The 20,575-nt window shown below is 67.9% G+C and carries 18 protein-coding genes and 1 tRNA gene; 13 read left to right on the forward strand and 6 right to left on the reverse strand.

Going from position 1 to position 20,575, the window contains the following annotated elements:
- Positions 1-82 precede the first annotated feature (82 nt).
- Positions 83-931, forward strand: coding sequence for a hypothetical protein (locus AZSP09_RS12880; protein ID WP_152090275.1), 849 nt, complete (start codon positions 83-85; stop codon positions 929-931).
- Here AZSP09_RS12880 and AZSP09_RS12885 read toward each other — a convergent pair.
- Entirely contained in the window at positions 928-2,091 is a 1,164-nt protein-coding gene (locus AZSP09_RS12885; RefSeq protein ID WP_152090276.1) for a M20 aminoacylase family protein, read from the reverse strand. The genes AZSP09_RS12880 and AZSP09_RS12885 overlap by 4 nt on opposite strands.
- Positions 2,092-2,247: 156 nt before the next feature.
- Between AZSP09_RS12885 and rapZ the strand changes: the two genes are divergently transcribed.
- From rapZ to AZSP09_RS12915, 6 genes are read left to right on the forward strand one after another with little or no spacing between them, the layout of a single operon-like run.
- Positions 2,248-3,120 carry an RNase adapter RapZ gene (rapZ, locus tag AZSP09_RS12890; RefSeq protein WP_014236096.1) on the forward strand — a complete coding sequence of 291 codons (873 nt, stop codon included), beginning with the start codon at positions 2,248-2,250 and terminating at the stop codon, positions 3,118-3,120.
- Complete coding sequence (locus AZSP09_RS12895) at positions 3,107-3,535, forward strand: NusG domain II-containing protein (protein WP_152090277.1); 429 nt, start codon at positions 3,107-3,109, stop codon at positions 3,533-3,535. Before rapZ ends, AZSP09_RS12895 begins: the two co-directional genes overlap by 14 nt.
- Complete coding sequence (locus tag AZSP09_RS12900) at positions 3,516-4,091, forward strand: Gx transporter family protein (protein WP_152090278.1); 576 nt, start codon at positions 3,516-3,518, stop codon at positions 4,089-4,091. Before AZSP09_RS12895 ends, AZSP09_RS12900 begins: the two co-directional genes overlap by 20 nt.
- Positions 4,084-4,701, forward strand: a complete 618-nt coding sequence (locus tag AZSP09_RS12905) for a flavin prenyltransferase UbiX (protein WP_014236099.1) — start codon at positions 4,084-4,086, stop codon at positions 4,699-4,701. Before AZSP09_RS12900 ends, AZSP09_RS12905 begins: the two co-directional genes overlap by 8 nt.
- Complete coding sequence (locus AZSP09_RS12910; protein WP_152090279.1) at positions 4,701-5,342, forward strand: LON peptidase substrate-binding domain-containing protein; 642 nt, start codon at positions 4,701-4,703, stop codon at positions 5,340-5,342. The genes AZSP09_RS12905 and AZSP09_RS12910 overlap by 1 nt, the downstream gene beginning before the upstream one ends.
- Positions 5,343-5,360: 18 nt before the next feature.
- Complete coding sequence (locus AZSP09_RS12915; protein WP_152090280.1) at positions 5,361-6,581, forward strand: MFS transporter; 1,221 nt, start codon at positions 5,361-5,363, stop codon at positions 6,579-6,581.
- Positions 6,582-6,656: 75 nt separating this feature from the next.
- Here the strand turns inward: AZSP09_RS12915 and AZSP09_RS12920 are convergent, their stop codons facing one another.
- The 3 genes from AZSP09_RS12920 to mutY form a co-directional block, all read right to left on the reverse strand.
- The gene (locus tag AZSP09_RS12920; protein WP_152090281.1) at positions 6,657-7,364 is read right to left on the reverse strand and encodes a transglycosylase SLT domain-containing protein; all 708 of its coding nucleotides are present in this window, start codon (positions 7,362-7,364) and stop codon (positions 6,657-6,659) included.
- Between the two features lie 366 nt (positions 7,365-7,730).
- Positions 7,731-9,758: a methyl-accepting chemotaxis protein gene (locus tag AZSP09_RS12925; protein WP_152090282.1), complete on the reverse strand. Its 2,028-nt coding sequence runs from the start codon at positions 9,756-9,758 to the stop codon at positions 7,731-7,733.
- A 174-nt stretch (positions 9,759-9,932) separates the two neighbouring features.
- Complete coding sequence (gene mutY / locus AZSP09_RS12930; protein ID WP_152090283.1) at positions 9,933-10,994, reverse strand: A/G-specific adenine glycosylase; 1,062 nt, start codon at positions 10,992-10,994, stop codon at positions 9,933-9,935.
- Positions 10,995-11,066: 72 nt separating this feature from the next.
- Here mutY and AZSP09_RS12935 point away from each other — a divergent pair, with 72 nt between their 5' ends.
- From AZSP09_RS12935 to AZSP09_RS20620, 3 genes are read left to right on the forward strand one after another with little or no spacing between them, the layout of a single operon-like run.
- On the forward strand, positions 11,067-12,044 hold the full coding sequence (locus AZSP09_RS12935; RefSeq protein ID WP_232058794.1) for an AAA family ATPase: 978 nt from the start codon (positions 11,067-11,069) through the stop codon (positions 12,042-12,044).
- Positions 12,041-13,354, forward strand: a complete 1,314-nt coding sequence (locus AZSP09_RS12940) for a DUF58 domain-containing protein (RefSeq protein ID WP_152090284.1) — start codon at positions 12,041-12,043, stop codon at positions 13,352-13,354. The genes AZSP09_RS12935 and AZSP09_RS12940 overlap by 4 nt, the downstream gene beginning before the upstream one ends.
- Complete coding sequence (locus AZSP09_RS20620) at positions 13,351-14,730, forward strand: DUF4129 domain-containing protein (protein WP_152090285.1); 1,380 nt, start codon at positions 13,351-13,353, stop codon at positions 14,728-14,730. Before AZSP09_RS12940 ends, AZSP09_RS20620 begins: the two co-directional genes overlap by 4 nt.
- Here AZSP09_RS20620 and AZSP09_RS12950 read toward each other — a convergent pair.
- Together AZSP09_RS12950 and purT are read right to left on the reverse strand one after the other, a co-directional pair.
- Entirely contained in the window at positions 14,727-15,641 is a 915-nt protein-coding gene (locus tag AZSP09_RS12950; protein ID WP_130459513.1) for an alpha/beta hydrolase, read from the reverse strand. The genes AZSP09_RS20620 and AZSP09_RS12950 overlap by 4 nt on opposite strands.
- Before the next feature lie 15 nt (positions 15,642-15,656).
- The gene (gene purT, locus AZSP09_RS12955; RefSeq protein WP_130459512.1) at positions 15,657-16,889 is read right to left on the reverse strand and encodes a formate-dependent phosphoribosylglycinamide formyltransferase; all 1,233 of its coding nucleotides are present in this window, start codon (positions 16,887-16,889) and stop codon (positions 15,657-15,659) included.
- A 113-nt stretch (positions 16,890-17,002) separates the two neighbouring features.
- On the opposite strand from purT, the gene AZSP09_RS12960 reads away from it, so the two are divergent.
- The 3 genes from AZSP09_RS12960 to ltrA all read left to right on the forward strand — a co-directional run bounded on the left by AZSP09_RS12960 (position 17,003) and on the right by ltrA (position 20,230).
- Positions 17,003-17,554: a flavin reductase family protein gene (locus AZSP09_RS12960; protein ID WP_152090286.1), complete on the forward strand. Its 552-nt coding sequence runs from the start codon at positions 17,003-17,005 to the stop codon at positions 17,552-17,554.
- A 917-nt stretch (positions 17,555-18,471) separates the two neighbouring features.
- Positions 18,472-18,545 (forward strand) — tRNA-Gly (locus AZSP09_RS12965).
- A 17-nt stretch (positions 18,546-18,562) separates the two neighbouring features.
- The gene (ltrA, locus tag AZSP09_RS12970; RefSeq protein WP_152090287.1) at positions 18,563-20,230 is read left to right on the forward strand and encodes a group II intron reverse transcriptase/maturase; all 1,668 of its coding nucleotides are present in this window, start codon (positions 18,563-18,565) and stop codon (positions 20,228-20,230) included.
- The last annotated feature ends 345 nt before the right edge of the window (positions 20,231-20,575 follow it).

Genomic DNA, 20,575 nt, shown 5'->3' on the forward strand with positions numbered 1-20,575 from the left:
TACGTTTCTGGCATGACTTCTGCATGGAAGTCGGGCGTGAGCCACCCGCGGCAGACTTTGCCGCGCCGCCAGGAGACGATTGATGAGCACCACCTCTGCCCTTGCCGCAGTCAGCGGCTATGCCAGTATTAGCCGCATTTCCGCCGCAGCCCTGGGCCGCCAGCGGGATGTCGCAGAGGCTGGCGCCACCCCGGCGGCAGCGGCGCCCAGTGCCAGCGTCACCATTTCCAGCGCCGCCCGGGAGGCGGCAAGAAATGACACCGGCCAGGGCTTGACGCTGCCGGATGCGGAGTACTGGATGAGCCGGGACTTTCCCGAGGACATCATGGCCGAAGCCCGGGGCCGGCTGGAGCAGCGCCAGCCGGCCCCCGGCGGTAGTTATCTGCCGGACAGCGTCGCCAACCTGCCCCTGCTGCCGGAGAACGAGGCCCTGTTGCAGCAGTTCCGCCAGGAGATGAAGGAAATCGGGCACAACAATCCGGACCCGGAAAAGCAGGCCCGCTTCAACCGCCTGCTCAATCTGTCGATGAAGGTCCTGATCGATGGTTGGAAGGCGCCCATGACCGAAGCCGACGCCCAGCGCGAACTGGATATTTCCCGGGCCATGGGTGTCTTGATGGCGGATCAGCCGCAAGCGGAGCCGGCGGCCGGGGACGACACGCCGCGGGTCTGGGACCCCATGGCCGGGTGGAAGACCCGCTGGCAGCAGGAAGGACTGGAAATGCCCGAAGTGACGGAGGCGGCGACGCCCCAGCGTTCCCTGTGGCTGCAACTGGCCGAGGGGGCCGGCATCGCTCAGGATGAGTTTGTCGCCCGGGCCCGGGAACTGGCATCCGGCCTGTCCGGCAATGATCTGACCCGGGCCCTCGAGCAGTTCATCAGCGACCGTTACGTGGCCTTCCGCGCCAGCCAGGCAGGGGCAGCGGCTTAGGCCGGCTTGAGGGCTGTCTCGGCCAGGCTGACCCAGTAGGAAATGCCCACCGCCAGGGCCTCGTCGTTGAAGTCGTAGTGGGGGTTGTGCAGGGTGCAGCCGCCGGTGCCCGGGCCATTGCCCAGCCAGACGTAGCAGCCGGGCTTTTCCCGCAGCATGTAGGCGAAGTCCTCGGCGCCCATGGAGGGCAGGGCGTCGGTGATGACCCGCTCGTGGCCCAGCACGGCCCGGGCGGCGTGGCGGCAGACTTCGGTTTCGGGGCCGGAATTGACCGTGGGCGGATAGCGGTGGTCGAAGGTGACGCCGATCTGGGCCCCGGTGGCGGCGGCGACGCCGCTGACCAGACGCTCGATGGCCCGTTCCACCGTTTCCTGCACTTCCGGCTTGAAGGTGCGGATGGTGCCGCGCAGGACGGCGTCGTCGGGAATGATGTTCCAGGCCGAGCCGGCGTGGAACTGGGTGACCGAGACCACTGCCGATTCGCAGGGATGCAGGGTGCGGCTGACCACGGTCTGCAGGGCCTGCACCAGCTGGCTGCCGGCGACGATGGGGTCCACCCCCTGGTGGGGCATGGCGGCGTGGCAGCCGTGGCCGCGGATGGCGATCTCGAAGGCGCAGGTGCCGGCCATCACCGGGCCGGGCATGATGGCCATCTCCCCCAGGGGAATGCCGGGCCAGTTGTGCAGGCCGTACACCGCGTCCACCGGGAATTTCTCGAACAGGCCGTCCTCGATCATGACGGCGGCGCCGCCTTCCGACTCCTCGGCGGGCTGGAAGATGAAGACCACGGTGCCGTCGAAGTTGCGCTGCTCCGCCAGCCAGCGGGCCGCCCCCAGGAGCAGGGCGGTGTGGCCGTCGTGGCCGCAGGCGTGCATCTTCCCTTCATGGCGGGAGCGGTGGGGGAATTCGTTTTTCTCCTCCAGGGGCAGGGCGTCCATGTCGGCGCGCAGGCCGATGGCGCGCTTGGAACTGCCGTTCCTGAGGACGCCGACCACGCCGGTTCTGGCGATGCCCCGGTGCACCTCGATGCCGTAGCGTTCCAGCTCCCGGGCCACGATGTCGGCGGTGCGGCTCTCGTCGAAAGCCAGTTCCGGATGGGCGTGGATGTCCCGGCGCAGGGCGGTCAGTTCGGGCAGGAAGGGAATGCTGAGCAGGTGCATGGCGATGAACTTGCGTGACGGTCGGTGATCGAACCGGGGCCCGACAGTGTATGCCGCCCCGGCTTGATCGCGAAAGCCCCCGCCGCTATGCTCCGGGGACCGGGCCCACTCCGGCCCGCCCTTTACACCTCCGCCTTCCGATTGCTCTCCGCCCCCATGCATCTGGTCCTCATCTCCGGCCTCTCCGGCTCCGGCAAGTCCATCGCCCTCAACGTCCTCGAAGACGGCGGCTACTACTGCGTGGACAACCTGCCCTCGGAGCTGCTGCCCCAGCTCATCGACTCCCTTTCCGCCCAGGGCTACAGCAAGGTCGGGGTGGCCATGGACGTGCGCGGCGGCGCCGGCATCCGGGAGCTGCCGCGGCTCCTGGATAGCCTCAAGGCCAAGGTGGAGCTGCGCTTCCTCTTCCTCGACGCCAAGGACGAGACCCTGCTCAAGCGCTTCTCCGAGACCCGCCGCCGCCATCCCCTGGCCACCGAGTCCCGCACCCTGGTGGAGGCCATCCGGGAGGAGCGGGAACTGCTGGAAGAGATCGCCCTGCTCGGCCACCACATCGACACCAGCGACCTCAAGGCCGCCACCCTGCGCGACTGGGTGCGCCAGTTCATCGCCGCCGACGCCAGCCACGGCCTGACCCTGCTGTTCCAGTCCTTCGGCTTCAAGCACGGCATTCCCCTGGACGCGGACCTGGTCTTCGACGTGCGCTGCCTGCCCAATCCCCATTACGACCCGGACCTGCGCCCCCTCACCGGCCGCGACCAGCCGGTGATCGACTACCTGGAAGCCCAGGAGGACGTGGGCCGCATGGCGGCGGACATTTTCCATTTCGTTTCCCAGTGGCTGCCCAGCTATGTGCGCGACAGCCGCAGCTATCTGACGGTGGCCGTGGGCTGCACCGGTGGCCAGCACCGCTCCGTGTACCTGGCCGAGTGGCTGGCCCGCCAGTTCCGCGACGGCGAAGACGAGGGCGGCAACGATGGCCTGCGGGTGTTGCTGCGTCACCGGCAGTTGTCCGATGCCGCCAAGTGAGCCGGCGGCGGCGGCCGCTCCCTCCCTGAGCCAGCGCTGGCAGGAGTGGCGCCATCTGCTGCGTCCCGGCGACTGGCTGACCCTGGGCCTGGGGGCCGTGCTCTGCGCTGGCCTCTTTCCCCTGGCCTGGCAGGGCGGGGTGGCGGAAAAGGCGGTGGTGCGCAGTGGCGGCCAGGTCTTTGCCGAAGTGGATTTGAAACAGCGCCGCACCCTGGAAGTGCCCGGCCCCCTGGGCCGCACCGTCATTGCCGTCGAGCCCGGCCGGGCCCGCGTCGCCGCCGACCCCGGGCCGCGCCAGTACTGCGTGCGCCAGGGCTGGCTGGCCCGTCCCGGCGAGATCGCCATCTGCGCCCCCAACCACGTCAGCCTGCAGATCGCCGGCCGCACCTCCGCCTATGACTCCCTCAGCTACTGACGCGGACTGCCGCCGGGTGCTGCGCATTCCCCTCAGCGCCGAGGACCACCGCATCGCCCGCCTGGCGGCGGCGGCCATCGGCCTCTCCCTCATCGACGCCGCCATTCCCACGCCCCTGCCCGGGGTCAAGCCGGGGCTGGCCAACATCGTCACCCTCATCGTCCTGGCCCGCTGCGGCTGGCGGGCTGCTGCCTGGGTGACGGGCCTGCGGGTGCTGGCCGGCAGCCTGCTGCTGGGCCAGTTCCTGGCTCCCGGCTTCTTCCTTTCCGCCACCGGCGCCCTGTTCAGCCTGCTGGCCCTGGGGGCGGCGCGGCACCTGCCGGGGCGCTGGTTCGGCCCGGTCAGCCTGTCGGTGATTGCCGCCTTCGCCCACATGGCCGGGCAGATCCTCCTGGCCCGGGCCTGGCTCATCCCCCATGACGGGGTCTTTCTCCTGGCGCCCCTGTTCGCCTGCGCCGCCCTTTTCTTCGGCACGGTGAACGGCCTCATCGCCGCCCGTTTCCTCTCCACCCCCCTGGCGGCCGAAGCGGCCGCCGCGGAGCCCGCCCATGTCTAAGACCGTCTGCCTCGCCTTTACCGGCGCCTCCGGCCTGCCCTACGGGGTGCGCCTGCTGGAATGCCTGCTTGCCGCCGGCTGCCGCGTCCAGCTGCTTTACTCCCAGGCTGCCCAGATCGTCGCCAAACAGGAGATGGACCTGGAGCTGCCCTCCCGGCCCCAGGAGGTGGCGGCCTATTTCCGCCAGCGCCATGCCGACCTGCCGGGGCGCCTGGAGGTGTACGGGCGGGAGGAATGGTTTGCCCCGGTGGCCTCCGGCTCCAATCCGCCGGATGCCATGGTGGTCTGCCCCTGTTCCATGGGCACCCTGGCGGCCATCGCCCAGGGCCTCTCGGACAACCTCATCGAGCGGGCCGCCGACGTGGTGCTGAAGGAGCGCCGCCTCCTGGTGCTGGTACCCCGGGAGACGCCCTTTTCCTCCATCCACCTGGAGAACATGCTGCGCCTGTCCCAGGCGGGGGCGGTGATCCTGCCGCCCAATCCGGGCTTCTACCATCACCCGCAGAGCGTGCAGGAGATCGTGGATTTCGTCGTCGCCCGCATCCTCGACCAGCTGGCGGTGCCGCACCGGCTCATGGCCCGCTGGGGCGAAGCCGGGGAGGAGGGCTGATGGGCTGGCTGGAACGACTGCTGGGCAAGGAACCCGCCGGCCAGGCGACGCCCGAGGTGCTGGAAATCCCCCTCTTTCCCCTGCACACGGTGCTGTTTCCCGGCGGCGTGCTACCCCTCAAGGTGTTCGAGCAGCGCTACCTGGACATGGCCAGCGACTGCATGAAGAACAAGCGGCCCTTCGGCGTCTGCCTCATCGCCGAGGGCAAGGAAGTGGGGGCCCCGGCGGCGCCCCACGGGGTCGGCACCCTGGCCTTCATCCGCCAGTGGGACATGCCCCAGCTGGGCATCCTGCATCTCACCGTGGCCGGCGACCACCGCTTCCGCATCCTGGAACGCGAAACCCAGGCCGACGGCCTGCTGCGGGCCCGGGTGGAAGTGCTGGAGGAGGCGCCCTTCACTCCGGTACCGGAAGGGCTGGCGCCCCTGGTGCCCCTGCTGGAACAGATCGCCGCTGACCTGGGGCCGGAGCGCCTGCCGCCGCCCCACGCCTTCGACGACGCCAGCTGGGTCGGCTACCGCCTGTCCGAGGTCATGCCGGTGCAGCCCCTGGCCCAGCAGAAGTTGCTGGAACTGGAAGACCCGGTGTCCCGCCTGGAAATCCTCTACAAGTACCTGGCGCCCAAGGGCTTGGTGTCCTAGGCCGCCCCCGTCGTCGCCGTGACCGTTCCTGCCGCTTTCCCCTGGCGTCTGGTGCTGCTCTGCTGCGGTGCCGAGATTCTCACCATGCTGGGTTTCGCCCTGGTGCCGACCCTGCTGCCCACCTTCACCGCCGAATGGGGGCTCTCCGCCACCGAGGGCGGCTGGCTCGGCGGCGTCTTCTTCCTCGGCTACATCACCGCCGTGCCCCTGCTGGTGAGCCTCACCGACCGCTACGACGCCCGCCGCATCTACCTCCTGGCGGCCAGCCTTTCCGCCCTGGCCCTGGCTGCCTTCGCCCTTTTCGCCCGGGGCTTCGTGCCCGGCCTGCTGTGCTGGCTGGTGGCCGGCTTCGGCCTGGCCGGCACCTACATGCCGGGCCTGCGGGCCCTTACCGACCGCCTGCCGGTGGCTTTCCAGTCCCGGGGCACGGCCTTCTACACCGCTTCCTTCGGCACCGGCGCCGGCCTTTCCTACCTGCTGCTGGAAGGCCTGGGCCGCCTGCTGCCCTGGCCCCTGCTGTTTGCCCTGGCGGCAGCTGCGGTGGCCGCCGCCGTGGCCCTGATCGCCTTCGCCCTGCCGCCCAAGCTGCCTGTCACTGCCGCCGGCAGTGGCGACGGCGGCTGGCGCAGCGTGCTGCGGGACCGGCGCATCCTGGCCTTCTGCGGCGCCTACTGCGGCCACAACTGGGAGCTGTTCGGCTTCCGTTCCTGGCTGGTGGCCTACCTCACCTGGTCCCACCTGCAGACGCCCTCGGCCCTGACGGCGGCTCCGGGCATCGTCGCCGCCCTGGCCACCTTCCTTGCCGTGCCGGCCAGCATCCTGGGCAACGAGGGCGCCCATCGCTGGGGCCGTACCGTCTGGCTGCGCCGGGTGATGAACCTGTCCGCCGCCATGGCCCTGCTGGTGGCGCTGATGGGCAATGTGGGCGGCCACGGCTGGTGGGCCATGGTGCTGCTGCTGGCCTACGCCGCCACCATGAACCTGGATTCGGCCGCCATGACCGCCGGCCTGCTCACCGAAACGCCGCCGGACCGGCGCGGCAAGGCCCTGGCCCTCTACGCCTGCATCGGTTTCGCCGGCGGCTTCGTCGGCCCGGTGGCCTTCGGCATGGCCCTGGACGCCTTCGGCCGGCACGGGGTCGGCGGCTGGAGCGCCGGCTTCGTCACCCTGGCCCTGGGCATCGGCCTGGCCCGGCTCAGCATCGGCCTGGTGGATAAAAAGGGGCCGGCGGCGACCTGAGCCTGAAGAAAGGCACGCCCCAATGCAAAAGGCCTGACGCAAGGTCAGGCCCGATGGGATGGGGACGGCGTGGCCTCAGCCGCGGCCGAGGCGGCGGTTGGCCGCATCCTCAAGGCGCTGCTTCTCGGAGAGGACCTTGGTGGCGTAGGTCTGGTCCTCGTCCCGGGTGGCGCCGGCAAACTGCTGCAGGCCTTCCATGAGGCCGCCGTTGCGGCGGATGGCCTCTTCCAGGGCCAGGGAACCGACCCGCACATTGGTTACCGGGTCCAGCAGGGGCGCCTTGCCGGCGTTGGCCGGCAGCTTGTCCTTGTGGAAGCGGGGAATCACCTGCATCAGGCCCTGGGCACCCATGACACTCTGGGAGAAGGGATTGAAACGGGATTCGACGCCGATGACGGCGACGATCAGCAGGGGGTCCAGGCTCAGTTCCTGGCTGGTGCTCTGCACGGCGTGGAAAATGGGACGCAGGGCATCGGCGGAAACCCGGTAACGCTGGGCCACATAGCCCAGGGCCGCCCGCATGCGGGGGCTGAGGGGCTCGTCGGCAGCGGGGTCGGGAGCGACGGCGGCCAGGGCCGGGGCCTGGATCACCTCGGCGGCGGCAACGCCGGCCTCGGTTTCGGTTTCGGCCGTGTTTTCGGCGCCGTTCAGTGCGTTTTCGGCGAACAAGGGACTGGCCGTCACCAGCAGGGCCAGGACGGCCACCACCAGACAGACTTGCAGCAGGTTGAAGGCGCAACTGACGCGCCGGGACATGTACTTGAGCGAGAAGGTGGAAGACATGCGCTCTCTCTCCTTTCCTGTGGCCACCGCGTCGACAACCTCGGGACGCGAATACGGTGACAGTGGGGTTCAAGAAATCGGGAGGCGGCAGAAGCGCCTCCGCAGTCGGCCCGGTTGGAGGGAAGGGCAGTCGCCTCAGCAGAGGGGAGGCGGGTAAGGGACCGACTGAAAAAAATAACGCCGCGAAGCGGCGATGTGCGCACTATATTGATTCTATTGGGATTTGTCAAGAATGGCCGGCATCCCGCACCAATGCAGGCATTGCCGGGCGGGGCTGTTGCAGGCGCCGCCGGTTGGCCGCCGTTCCCGGGACCGGTACAAAAAAGCCCGGCCGGAGCCGGGCTTGGTCGGGAGCACAGACATGCCTCAGAGGCTGAAGCGCTGGGTGTCCCGTTGCAGATTGTCGGCGGCCGCCACCAGCTTGGCGGCCCGCTCCAGATTGGCCTGGGCGGCATAGCCGGTCTCTTCGGCCATGCTGGCCACCTGCTCGATTTCCCGGGCGATGCTTTGGGCTGCACCGGACTGTTCCCGGGTGGCGCCGGCAATGTCCTGGATGGCGTTGCTGACCTGGGCCGAGCGCTGCGAAACCCGGGTCAGGGCCTCCTCCAGCTGGCGGGAGGCCTGGACCGAGTCGGCAGCCCGGGTCACGGCCTGGGCGATGGTGTCCTGCACCGTGTTCACGCCCACGCCCACCTGGGAGAGGATGCTGGAAATTTCCTGGGCGGTATGGCCGGACTGCTCCGCCAGCTTGCGCACCTCGTCGGCCACCACGGCGAAGCCGCGGCCCGCCTCGCCGGCCCGGGCCGCCTCGATGGCGGCGTTGAGGGCCAGCAGGTTGGTTTGTTCGGCGATGCCCTTGATGGCGGAGAGGGCGTGCTCGATTTCCTGGGAACGGCGCCCCAACTCGCCCACCTGCTCTGCCGAATGCCGCACGGCATCGGCGGTCTGGCCCATGGCGCTGATCGCCTGGCTGACCGTGCCCAGGCTGGAGTCGGCCACCTGGCGTGCCTCTTCGGTGAGGGCCAGGGCCGCCTGGGCGCTCTCGGCCACCAGGTGGATGCTGGCGGAAAGCTCCTCGGCGGAAGCCGACATGGAGGCGGCCGCTTCGCTCTGGCTGGCGGTGGCGCCGTTGAGTTCGCCCGAGGCGTCGGAGATTTCGGCGGCGGTGCCGTTCAGGGTCTGGCTGGTGCTCTGCAGATTGGCAATCAGGCCACGGATGGCGGTGATCGCCTGGCCCAGGGCACGGGACAGCACATCCACCTCGTTGCGGCTGGCCTCGGCGCCCCGGAGCTGCACCGACAGGTCGCCGTCGCCCAGGCGATTGGCGGCCTCCACCACGGCGGTCACCGGCTTCAGGCGCTGTTGGGCGAGGAGGGCGATGGCCAGCATGAGGGCGATGCCGAGCACCAGGGCCAGGGCCAGCACCTGGTTGCGCAGGGCCAGGGTGTCTTCGGTGAATTCGTCGGTCCAGGAGCCGATGGCGGCGATCCAGTGCAGCTCGGGCAGTTCCTTGACCACCACGATCTTGTCCCGCTCCCGGCCCTCCTTGTCCTTCCACTTGTATTCCACCACCCCGTTGCGCTTGGCGTTGAGCAGGTCGGTGACGTGCTTGGCCATGGGGCCGGCCTCGCCGGTCTTCTTGCCTTCCAGGGTGGGGTGGATGATGTAGACGCTCTCCGTCTGGTCGCCGTAGGGCTGGGAAATGATGTAGGGGTAGCCGCTCTTGCCCACAGTCAGGCCCAAGAGCTTCTTCTTCAGCAGGGCAATGTTGTCCTCCGCGTCCAGGCGCAGGGTGATGCCCCCCAGGACCTTGCCGCTGTCGTCCTTGATCGGCATGGCGGCCAGGGCGTACATCTTGCCGTTGCGCTGGATGGTGCCGGCGTAGGGCTCGCCCCGGTTGAGGTAGGCCACGTACTCCTCCTTGTCGGAGAGGGCCTCGCCGTTGCGGGATTCGCCGGCCGCGTTCTTGAGCAGGGTGGCGCCCCGATAGTAGCGCTCGCCGCTGCGGATGACGAAGGACGGCTCCCGGCCCGGGTTGGCCTTGCGGTAGGCCTCCAGCAGGGGGGTGTTGCCGTTGATGGGCGTATTGCCCAGCAGCAGTTCCGGCAGCTGCTCCTTGCCGGTGGCGATGCTGCGGCCGCTGGCCCGGATGTGTCCGTCCAGGGAGCGCTCGAACACCCGCAGGTTGTCCAGGGCCCGCAGTTTCAGGGTCTCCTGGGCGAATTCCAGGGTGGTGACGATGAGGGCAGTCTGCTCCTGCAGGGACTGCTCGGTCTGCTTGATGGCGGCCTCGCGGGCCAGGTAGGTGACGACGCTGCTCAATACGGCAACCATCACGGCCACGGCAATGGCGGCTGCCACCAGGATCTGCCTGGATAACGGGAAATTTTTCATGAAAGGCTCGGCGATGCTTCTTGTTTGTTATTGGAAAGCCTCGCGGATGAACACCTCCCTGCACCGCGAAGCCGGGCGCTTTTTAACACGCCCCCAGGCCCCGCCGTTATGTACTAGTTAATAGATTGAACTGACGAAAGCTGACCGGGAGCTGGCCGGGAAGCGGCGCCCAGACTAGAACAGCGGTGCTTGCAGCAGCTTGCGCAGGGGCGTCGGCAGGGCTGCCGTGGCCATGTCCTGCCAGGGCAGCCATTCCCAGCCCGGCTCCCCAGCCGTGGCTACTGGCGCCACCTGGCACAGCAGGGGCGTCAGTTCCAGGCGGAAGTGGGTGAAGGTGTGGCGGATCGGCGGCAGGGCCTGCTCCGCCTGCAGTTGCAGGCCCAGGCCGAGGGCCAGGCTGGCCGCGCTTTCCCCCGGTGCCAGTTCGGGCAGGGCCAGCAGGCCGCCCCAGATGCCGCTGGGGGGGCGGCGCTGCAGCAGCAGGCGCGGGCCGTCGCTGAAGATCACTGCCGTCACCCGACGCTCCGGGATGACCTTGCCCGGCCGGGCCTCCGGCAGTTCCTCCTGGCGCCCCTCGCGGCGGGCGACGCAGATTTCCTGCATGGGGCAGATGGCGCAGGTGGGCTTGCCCCGGCTGCACAGGCTGGCCCCCAGGTCCATGATGCCCTGGGTGTAGATCTCGATCTCGCCCGGGCCGTGGGGCAGCAGGGACTCGGCCAGCTGCCACAGGCCCTTCTCCACCTTGGGGCTGCCGGGAAAGCCTCTGACGCCGAAACAGCGGCACAGCACCCGCTTGACGTTGCCGTCCAGGATGGCGCCCCGCACCCCGTAGGCGAAGGCGGCGATGGCCGCCGCCGTGGAGCGGCCGATGCCCGGCAGTGCGGCGATGCGTTCCGGCTCCCGGGGGAAGCGGCCTCCGTGTTCCGCCATCACCCGCACGGCGCAGGCGTGCAGGTTGCGCGCCCGGGCGTAGTAGCCCAGGCCGGCCCACAGCTCCAGCACCCGTTCCACGGGCGCCGCCGCCAGGTCCGCCAGGGTCGGGAACTCGGCCAGGAAGCGGGCGTAGTAGGGCATCACCGTAGTCACCTGGGTCTGCTGCAGCATGATTTCCGAGAGCCAGATGGGATAGGCGTCCCGGGTCTGCTGCCAGGGCAGGTCGTGGCGGCCGTGGCGCTTCTGCCAGGCGATCAGGCGGGGGGCGAATTCGGCGACGGGATCGGGGGCGGTCTTGGGCACGGGCTGCTCGGGACTGATGGGAAAGCGTTCAAGGGCGCCATTCTACCGCCCGCCGCCGGATTGCCCGGCGCCATGCCGGCGGGCTACACTGCGGCCCATTCCAACGACATGAACGCTGCCGCCTCCATGCAGACCATCCAGACCCTCATCGACAACGTGGAACAAGTGATCATCGGCAAGCGCCCGGTGATCGAACTGGCCGTGGTCGCCCTGCTCTGCCGCGGCCACCTGCTGCTGGAGGACGTGCCGGGCACCGGCAAGACCATGCTGGCCCGGGCCCTGGCCAAGTCCGTGGCCCTCGACTGCAAGCGCCTGCAATGCACGCCGGACCTGCTGCCCTCCGATGTCACCGGGGTGCCGGTGTTCAACCAGAAGACCACGGAATTCGAGTTCCGCCCCGGCCCGGTGTTCACCAACATCCTCCTGGCCGACGAAATCAACCGGGCCACGCCCCGGGCCCAATCGGCCCTGCTGGAGTGCATGGAGGAATTCCACGTCAGCGTGGACGGCCACACCTACCCCCTGCCAGCCGTGTTCATGGTCCTGGCCACCCAGAACCCCATCGAGATGGCCGGCACCTACGTGCTGCCCGAGGCCCAGCTGGACCGTTTCTTCATGCGCCTGTCCACCGGCTATCCCAGTGCGGCGGAGGAAGCCCGCATCCTGCGCGCCCAGGCCCACGGCCATCCCATCGAGCGGCTGCAGGCCGTGCTCGGCGAGGCGGAACTGCTGGCGGCGCGCCAGGCGGTGAGCGAGGTGCATGTGGAAGATTCCCTGGCCGACTACGTGGCCCGCCTGGTGGCGGCCACCCGGGTCCATCCGGACCTGCGCCTGGGCGCCAGTCCCCGGGGCACCCTGGCCCTGTGCCGGGCGGCCCAGGGTCTGGCCCTGTTGCAGGGTCGCGACTATGTCAGCCCGGAGCTGGTGAAGACAGTGGCCCGGCCGGTGCTGGCCCACCGCCTCATCCTGCGGCCCCAGGCCGCCGCCCAGGGACGCCATGCGGAAGCGGTGCTGGCGGACATCCTGAACCAGGTGCCGGCTCCCGTATGAGCGACTCCCGGGCGCCGGAGACGTCCCTGCCCCTGGCGTTCGACGGCCGGCCCCTGGCCGGCTGGCTGGGGCGGCACCGGCGCGCCCTGATCCTGGCCGGTCTCACCCTGGTGGCCTACACGGCCGCCCTCAACCGGGTGCAGGCCCTGCTGTGGGCGGTGGCCGCCCTGTTCCTCGCCACCCTGGCGGCCGGCGTGGTCTGGCCCCACTGGCTGGTGCGCCGTCTGGCGGCGGAGCGCAGCGGCCCGGTGCGGGCCGCCGAGGGCGAGCCGCTGCAACTGACGGTGACGGTGCACAACCGGGGCCTGCTGCCCCGCTTCATGGTGGAGCTGGTGGACCGCCTGCCCTTCGTCGGCGCGGCGGCCGGCGCGCCCCTGGCCGAGGTGGTGCTGGGCCAGGTGGCCTGGGTGCCGGGGGGCGGCACCCGCCAGTTCAGCGTCACCCTACAGGCGGAAAAGCGGGGCCTCTACCAGCTCGGTCCGGTGGGCCTGGCCTCCAGCTTTCCCCTGGGGCTGGCCGAGGCCCGCCAGGGGCGCAACGCCGGGCTCACCTCCCTGGTCATCTATCCCCGGATCTTCCCCATCGTCGCCCTGCCCCTGCGCGGCACGCCCACCCTGATCCACCGGGGCGCCCTGCAATTGCCGGAGGGGGCCGGCAGCAGCGAGTTCTGCGGCCTGCGGGAATACCGCCGGGGCGACAACCCGCGCCACATCCACTGGCCCAGCAGCGCCCGCAACGCCGAACTGATGGTGCGGGAGTTCGAGCCCCTGGCCTCCGCCAGCCTGTGCCTGGTGCTGGATTGCCAGGCCGCCTCGGAGCTGGGCCGGGGCCGGGATTCCAGCTTCGAGGTGGCGGTGCGCATCGCCGCCTCCCTGGCCCGCTACGCCACCGGCAACGGCCTGCCGGTGCGGCTCCTGGGCGCCGGCCGGCAGCCTCTGGAGATCGGCGCCGGCTGCGGCGAACTGCACTTCCAGGAAATGCTGGATGCCCTGGCCGTGGTGGCGGCGGACGGCGACACGCCCTACGCCCAGGTGCTGGAGCAGGCTGCCGCGGCCCTGACGCCGGGGGAGACCGTGATCAGCTTCCACAACGAGCCGGCCGTGCCCGGGGGCGGCCAGGCGACGCTGGGGGCCCTGGCCCAGCTGCGGCAGCGGGGCGCCCATCTGCTGGCCCTGCGCTTCATCCCCGAAAGCTTCACCGGCGCCACCGCCTGGGGCAGCGACGGCCTGACCGGCGGCCTCATGGAACTGGGCGCCCGGGTGCTGCCGGTGCGCCGGGGCGACGATCTGCTGGCCCTGTTCAATCCATGACCCGTCCTGCCGCCGCCCCCGCGCCCCTCACCTACGGCCCCGCCTACCTGGGGCTGTACGCCTGCCTGACCCTGGGGGTCATGTGCAACTGCTTCCTCGACATCCAGTACGGCCATTTCGGCTTTGAGGTGACGCTGTGGGCCCTGCTGTTCGGCCTGACCCTGTTCCTCGGCTGGCGCCAGCAGGGCGTGGCAAGCGAATTGGGCCGGGGCTGGCAGAAGGCGGTGCTGGTCATGGCCGGGGTGCTCTTCTTCCTCATTCTCCTGCCCGTCTGGGGCATGCCCCGGGGCGGCCTCTACCTGCTGTGCGGCATGCAGGCGGCGCAGAACTGCATCAGCGTCAGCCGCCGCCATTTCTACATGGGCCTGCTGGTGTCGGCGGTGCTGGTGCTGTTTGCCGCCGCCCACTACCGGGCCGACTGGACCATGCTCTTCTATCTGCTGCCCTATGTGCTGGCGGTGGTGCTGAGCCTGGTGGCGGAGCAGGTGGATCGCCGCTCCCGCCAGGTCCAGGCCCTGGCCCTGGGCGACGGCCGCGTTGCCGGCCAGGGCCTGGCGGCGGTGACCGCCTCCCTGGTGATCCTGGGGTTGGCGGGCCTGTTCTATGCCATCACGCCCCAGGTTTCCTGGGCCGACCTCTCCTGGAAGCACGGTCTGCCCGGCGGGGTGCAATTGGGCGAGAGTCCGGCCGGCGGCGGCGCCGGTGGCAGCAGCGGTGGCCATGGGGCAGCCGGCGGCAGTGGCGGCAGTGGCGGGGGCGGCGCCGGGGAGGCCGGTCCGCTCCGTTCCGCCTGGCCCGGTCCCGGGGAAATGCGCCTGGCCGCCCGCCGGCCCGGCATGCCCGAGTGGCAGGCCAGCGCCATCAACCATCTGGCGGATTGGCTGGAGCAGCTGACGCAGGCCACGGCCCCGGCCCGCGAGACGGTGGAAGACTGGTGGGAGCGCTTCAAGCAATGGATGCAGGAGCACCTGCAGGAAGTGGTCCAGACCCTGCTGGCGTTGCTGTTGTTGGCCCTGGTGCTGGCCTATTGGCTGCTGGCGCGGGAGACGGGGCCGCTGGCCTGGCTGCGCACCCGCCTCGATTATCTGCGCCTGGGCCTGGGCGGGCGCCACGGGGCAGGGGGGCGCGGCATCCGCCAGTACTTCCATGCCGCCGAACGGCTCTTCGCCTACTACGGCGAGCCCCGGGCCGCCGCCCAGGGCCCCCGGGAATACGGGCGCCAGCTGCACCGCCGCTACCCGGATCTGGCCGAGGACTTGCATGTGCTGACGGGCTATTTCGACATCGTCAGCTACAGCGGCCGGGAGCCCCGGCCCCAGGCCCTGGCAGCCATGCGCCAGGCCTACCGGCGCATCTTCCGGACGCTGACGGACTAACTGGCGCCGGGAGTCGCCGGCCCCGCTTCGCCCGGATGGAGATGGGCGGCCAGGAATTCCAGCAGCCGGGGCATCTGCTCCTCCACCTCGCCGTAGCTGTCGTGGCTGCCGGGAACCACCAGCAGCTCGGCCGCGGTGTCGCCCCGGGCGGCGAGGATGGCCCGGGCTTCGGCCAGGGGCACGGTGTCGTCGGCGTCGCCATGGACCAGCAGCACCGGGCAGCGGGCCCGGGCGATGCTGCGTATGGGGGCGATGGCGTCGAAGCGGTGGCCGATGGTCCGCTCCACATAGCGCAGGATGTACCAGCCCAGGGGCAGATAGGGGATGTGCAGGGCCCACAGCCAGCGCCGCATCATGGCCGCCGGGTGGGCGAAGGCGGCGACGCTGACGGCGGCGGCCAGGCCGTCGCGGCGGGAGGCCACCAGCAGGGCGGCGCCGGCACCGACGGAATGGCCGAGCACCGCCAGGCGCCGGCCATCCACCTCCGGCTGGCCGGGCAGCCAGTCCAGGGCCGCTTCCAGGTCTTCGGCGAAGCGGGGCAGGGAGGCGAAAGTGTCGGCCTCGCTGCGGCCGTGGCTGCGGGCGTCGAGCAGCAGCACGGCGTAGCCGGCCCGGTGCAGGGGCGCCGCCAGGGGCAGCATCATTTCCGCGTTGCCGCCCCAGCCGTGCAGTACCGCCACCGTGGGGGCGGCGGCAGTGGCGGCGGGAATCATCCAGGCGAAGAGGCGCTTGCCCCGGGGCCCGGCGATGGCGCACTCACGAAAGGGCAGGCCCAGGTCGCCCGGACTGCCTTGTTCCGGGACCATGGGTGCCTGCAGGCCGCGCCGGATGGCCCAGTGCAGGCCGGCACGGCCAAGAAGAAGGGCCAGTGCGGCCCCCAGGGAAGGGAGCAGCCACTGGCCCGTATCCATTGGGTTGCGGCCCGCTTATTTCTTGGTGGCGGGCTTGCCGGAAACCGGCGTCACCCGGCTGGCGGCCAGGCTGGCCCGCTGCCGGGCCTGTTCGATGCTGCCGCCGGTGGCCAGGGCCACGCCCATGCGGCGCTTCTTGAAGCTCTCGGGCTTGCCGAACAGGCGCAGGTCGGCGGTGGGCACCTGCAGGGCCTCGGCCACGCCTTCGTAGGCCACGCCCTGTTCCTCCAGGCCGCCGTAGATGACGGCGGAGGCGCCGGGCGTGCGCAGGCTGGCATCCACCGGCAGGCCCAGGATGGCCCGGGCGTGCAGTTCGAATTCGGAGAGGCGCTGGCTGGTCAGGGTCACCAGGCCCGTGTCGTGGGGGCGCGGGCTGACTTCGGAGAACCACACCTGGTCGCCCTTGATGAACAGCTCGACGCCGAAGATGCCGCGGCCGCCCAGGTTGCTGGTGACCTTTTCGGCGATCTCCCGGGACTTCTCCCGGGCCGCCTCGCTCATGGGCTGGGGCTGCCAGGATTCCACATAGTCGCCGTCCACCTGGATGTGGCCGATGGGTTCGCAGAAGAAGGTTTCCACCTGGCCCGAGCTGCCCACGGCGCGCACGGTGAGCTGGGTGATCTCGTAGTCGAACTTGACGAAGCCCTCGACGATGACCCGGGACTGCTGCACCCGGCCGCCGGCCTGGGCGTGGTTCCAGGCCCTCTCCACGTCGGCGGGGGTCTTCAGCAGGGACTGGCCCTTGCCGGAGGAAGACATCACCGGCTTGACCACGCAGGGGTAGCCGATGCCCTTCTCCTCCCCCGTGCCGTCGATGGCGGCCTGCAGCTCGGCCAGGGAATCGGCGAAGCGGTAGGGCGAGGTGGGCAGGCCCAGTTCCTCGGCGGCCAGGCGGCGGATGCCTTCCCGGTTCATGGTCAGCTTGGCGGCCCGGGCCGTGGGAATGACCTGGGCCAGGCCCTCGGCCTCGATCTCCACCAGGGTGTCGGTGGCGATGGCCTCGATCTCCGGCACCACCAGATGGGGCTTCTCCAGCTCGATGAGGCGGCGCAGGGCGGCCCCGTCGGTCATGGAAATGACGTGGGAACGGTGGGCCACCTGCATGCCCGGCGCATCGGCGTAGCGGTCCACGGCGATGACCTCGACACCCAGGCGCTGCAAGGCGATAATCACCTCCTTGCCCAGTTCTCCCGCCCCCAGCAGCATCACCTTGGTGGCCGAAGGGGAGAGGGGCGTTCCGATTCTCATAGCATCACTTCCTTGAAAATAAGGGCATTGCAGGGGCAGACCGCCACAGCGGCGCCACCCCGGACGGCAAAAAGTCCGCGCATGTTAGCACGCAGCCCGCCTCCGACGACTTCATGACTTCCAGCCAAAACTCCGCCCTCGACCTGCCCTGCAACACCTGCGACAGCGACGCCGCCGCCACCCCGGCCCCCTTCGACTGCCGCGCCTTCCGCAACGCCCTGGGCGGCTTCGCCACCGGCGTCACCGTGGTCACCGCCATGGCCGCCGACGGCACCCCGGTGGGCCTCACTGTCAGCTCCTTCAATTCCGTCTCCCTGGAGCCGCCCCTGGTGCTGTGGAGCCTCTCCGCCAACTCCCCCAGCCTGGGCATTTTCGAGAGCGCCTCCCACTTCGCCGTGAACGTGCTGGCAGCGAACCAGGAAGAAGTCTCCAACCGCTTCGCCTCCCGCCTCGAAGACAAGTTCGACGGCGTTGCCTGGCAGCCCGGCCTGGGCGGCGCCCCGGTGCTGGCCGGCACCTGCGCCAGCTTCGAATGCGCCAACGTCGTCCGCCATGCCGGCGGCGACCACCTCATCTTCATCGGCCAGGTCGAACGCTTCGCCCAGGACCCGGCCCAGCCCCCCCTCGTCTTCCAGGGCGGCCGCTACCGCCGCCTGGCCGACTGAGTTTCGTACCCCGCCGGTTGCCCCTGCGGCAGGCGGCGGCGTAGAATGCCACCTCGGTTCCTCTCCCGGAGCCGCCAAATCAGCCCGAGCGGGCGTCGTATAATGGTAATACCCTAGCTTCCCAAGCGTGCGACTCGAGTCGAAGGTGAGCTGTAGCCTTGCACCACGCCGATCCCATTGCGGGATCACCACCATTGCGGTGGGGTTTGTGCAAAACGCAGCAGTACCAAATCCGAACCATTGCGGTGAGGAACGGCGAAGGCCGTATGAGTAATTGTCCCACTCTAGCAATGAGAGTACGGGACCCGGGGTTCAGCCCTCGGTAGCCTAAGAGCGGTGCGTCACTGGTAACGGTGAGGTGCTAAGCGCTCCGACAATGTAGCCACCTTAAGGGGTACGTCATACCCCGCGAGGGGCCTGGCGTGATTTCGGGAGTTGTACCCGGATGAGGCGCTAGGCTGAGTTGGTTGGTTAACGTAAGTGAACCGCTAATAAACGTCGTCAAGCTTGATGGGCCAAACACAACTTGCAGTATCGGGCCCTGCCAAAACGGCATGTGATCGGATGTCTGTCTGCTTGGTGCAGGCACGCTGACGTAGTATCACCGGCGAAAAAGCGGAACCTTCCCAACTCTGTTACTTATATGGAACGAGGTAAGCCCAACACAGCGTCTGGCCAATTTGGCAGACAAGGATGATCGCAAGGTTATCTGCTGCTGTAGTGGGTAGAGGATGATGGAAAAAGCGAATGCCTCACTGTAATGGTGGGGATAGGGGATGAAACGATTGCCCTGACGCGAAAGCGTGCTGACTTCCATCTGGTGATCTGTCGCAAGACGGGTCTGTAAATCGCACCCGGCGGGGATGATGTACAATCCCCGGCCTGGGGAGAAGTGCGTCTATCCCTTCCGGGACAGAGCGGGTGTAGTTCAATGGTAGAACGGCAGCTTCCCAAGCTGCATACGAGGGTTCGATTCCCTTCACCCGCTCCATTCAACCGGAGGTTGATATGGACGCAAGTCAACACGATTGTGATGTCGCCTCCACAGCTTGGCAGTCTTGGCACGATGTTTCATGGGTCAAGGCTTATCAAGTTGTCGCGAGGCTACAGGCAAGAATTGCGAAGGCAGCAAAAGCAGGGGAATGGCGGAAGGTTCGCGCCCTGCAACGACTCCTAACCAAATCCACCGGGGCGAAAGCTCTGGCTGTGAAAAGGGTGACGGAGAATCAAGGCCGGAAAACTCCTGGGGTGGATAAGCAAACCTGGGACACGCCGGACGCGAAGTGGAACGCGGTAGTCGATCTCGGCAGTAGGAGATACCGGCCGCTACCTCTACGTCGCATCTATATCCCGAAAGCAAATGGTGACAAACGCCCTCTGGGCATACCCACTATGCGCGATCGTGCGATGCAAGCGCTGCACTTACTGGCGCTGGATCCTGTAGCCGAAACCATCGGTGATCCCCATTCATACGGTTTTAGACGTGAGCGCTCCACTGCGGATGCCATCGAACAAGTACGCAATGTGCTTGGACGAAAAGCTTCCCCGCAATGGGTGCTGGAGGGGGACATCAAAGGTTGTTTTGACAACATCAGCCACGACTGGCTGGTTGCCAATGTCTGTATGGACAAAGGCATCCTTCGGAAGTGGTTGAAAGCAGGGTTCATCGAAACGGGAAAACTCTTCCCGACGCAAGCAGGGACGCCACAGGGAGGCATCATTTCCCCGGTTTTGGCGAATCTGGCACTGGATGGGCTGCAACACGAACTGACCAAGCTGTTTAGAACAGTGCGAGATAGTCGTGAAGCCAAAGTCAATCTAGTGCGATACGCGGACGACTTCATTATCACCGGTAGCTCGAAGGAGTACCTGGAAGAGAAGGTCAAACCTCTGGTGGAGAAATTCCTAGCCACTCGGGGCCTCATCCTCTCGGAGAAGAAAACCAAAATCACTCACGTGACGGAGGGCTTCGACTTCTTGGGGTGGAACGTCAGGCATTTCAATCGAATGTTGTTTACTCAACCATCGAAGAAGAATGTCAAAGCGTTTCTGGGGAAAATCCGCAACCTGCTGCGTGAACGGAAGGGAGCCTCACAAACGGAAGTGATCGAAAAGCTGAGCCCTGTTATCAGGGGTTGGGCCAACTATCATCGAAGTCAAATGGCATCCCAGACGTTTGCAAGATGTGATCATCAAATCTGGCAAGCACTGTGGCGCTGGGCGTGCCGTCGTCATCCCCAAAAAGGTAGGCGGTGGATCAAACAGCGTTACTTCAAGTGCCTCAAGGGGCGCAATTGGCGATTTGCGGATAAGGACAAGCTGCTCCCGAACTTGGTGGAGTACCGGAAACGGCCCCATACCAAGATCAAAGGTGAAGCAAATCCATACGACCCAATGTGTGACGAGTACTTTTCCAAACGGCTGGCACAGAAGATGGACAAGACACTCGAGGGGCGCCGCAAGCTTCGTTTCTTGTGGTGGTGGCAGGAAGGCTCATGCCCCATATGCAAGCAAAGGATCACGAGAGATACTGGATGGCACCTTCACCACATAATCAAACGATCTGAACGGGGTTCGGACAAGCTAACCAATCTGGTTCTGCTACATCCGAATTGTCACAGGCAACACCACGTACTTGAGAACTACGGCCCTGCCGGCATCTCTATGTTTCAGTAGGGGTGTTTAAGGGTTGCTTGAGCCGTATGCAGGGAAACTTGCACGTACGGTTCTTAGGGGAGGGGGTGGCCGCGAGGTCACCTCCTTACCCGACTAGAGCCGTGGGTTCGATTCCCATCGCCCGCTCCACTGCATCAATCTGCGGACTTCCGCAGAAGTCCAAGAGAGTCTGCAAGTCGTTGCCGCACAAAGACTTTTCCTCTCTTTGACGGTCTGCCGCAGTCCACTGCGATCCGCCTACAGCCGGGACTTTTAAGTCCACAAACAAGTCCATTTTTGCGGGCGCGGCTGATTCCGGATTGTTGATGGAGGGGCGAGGTCGACGTGACCAGCATCTGGTTCCTG

The sequence above is a fragment of the Azospira sp. I09 genome (assembly GCF_009177135.1).
Lineage (GTDB): Bacteria > Pseudomonadota > Gammaproteobacteria > Burkholderiales > Rhodocyclaceae > Azospira > Azospira oryzae.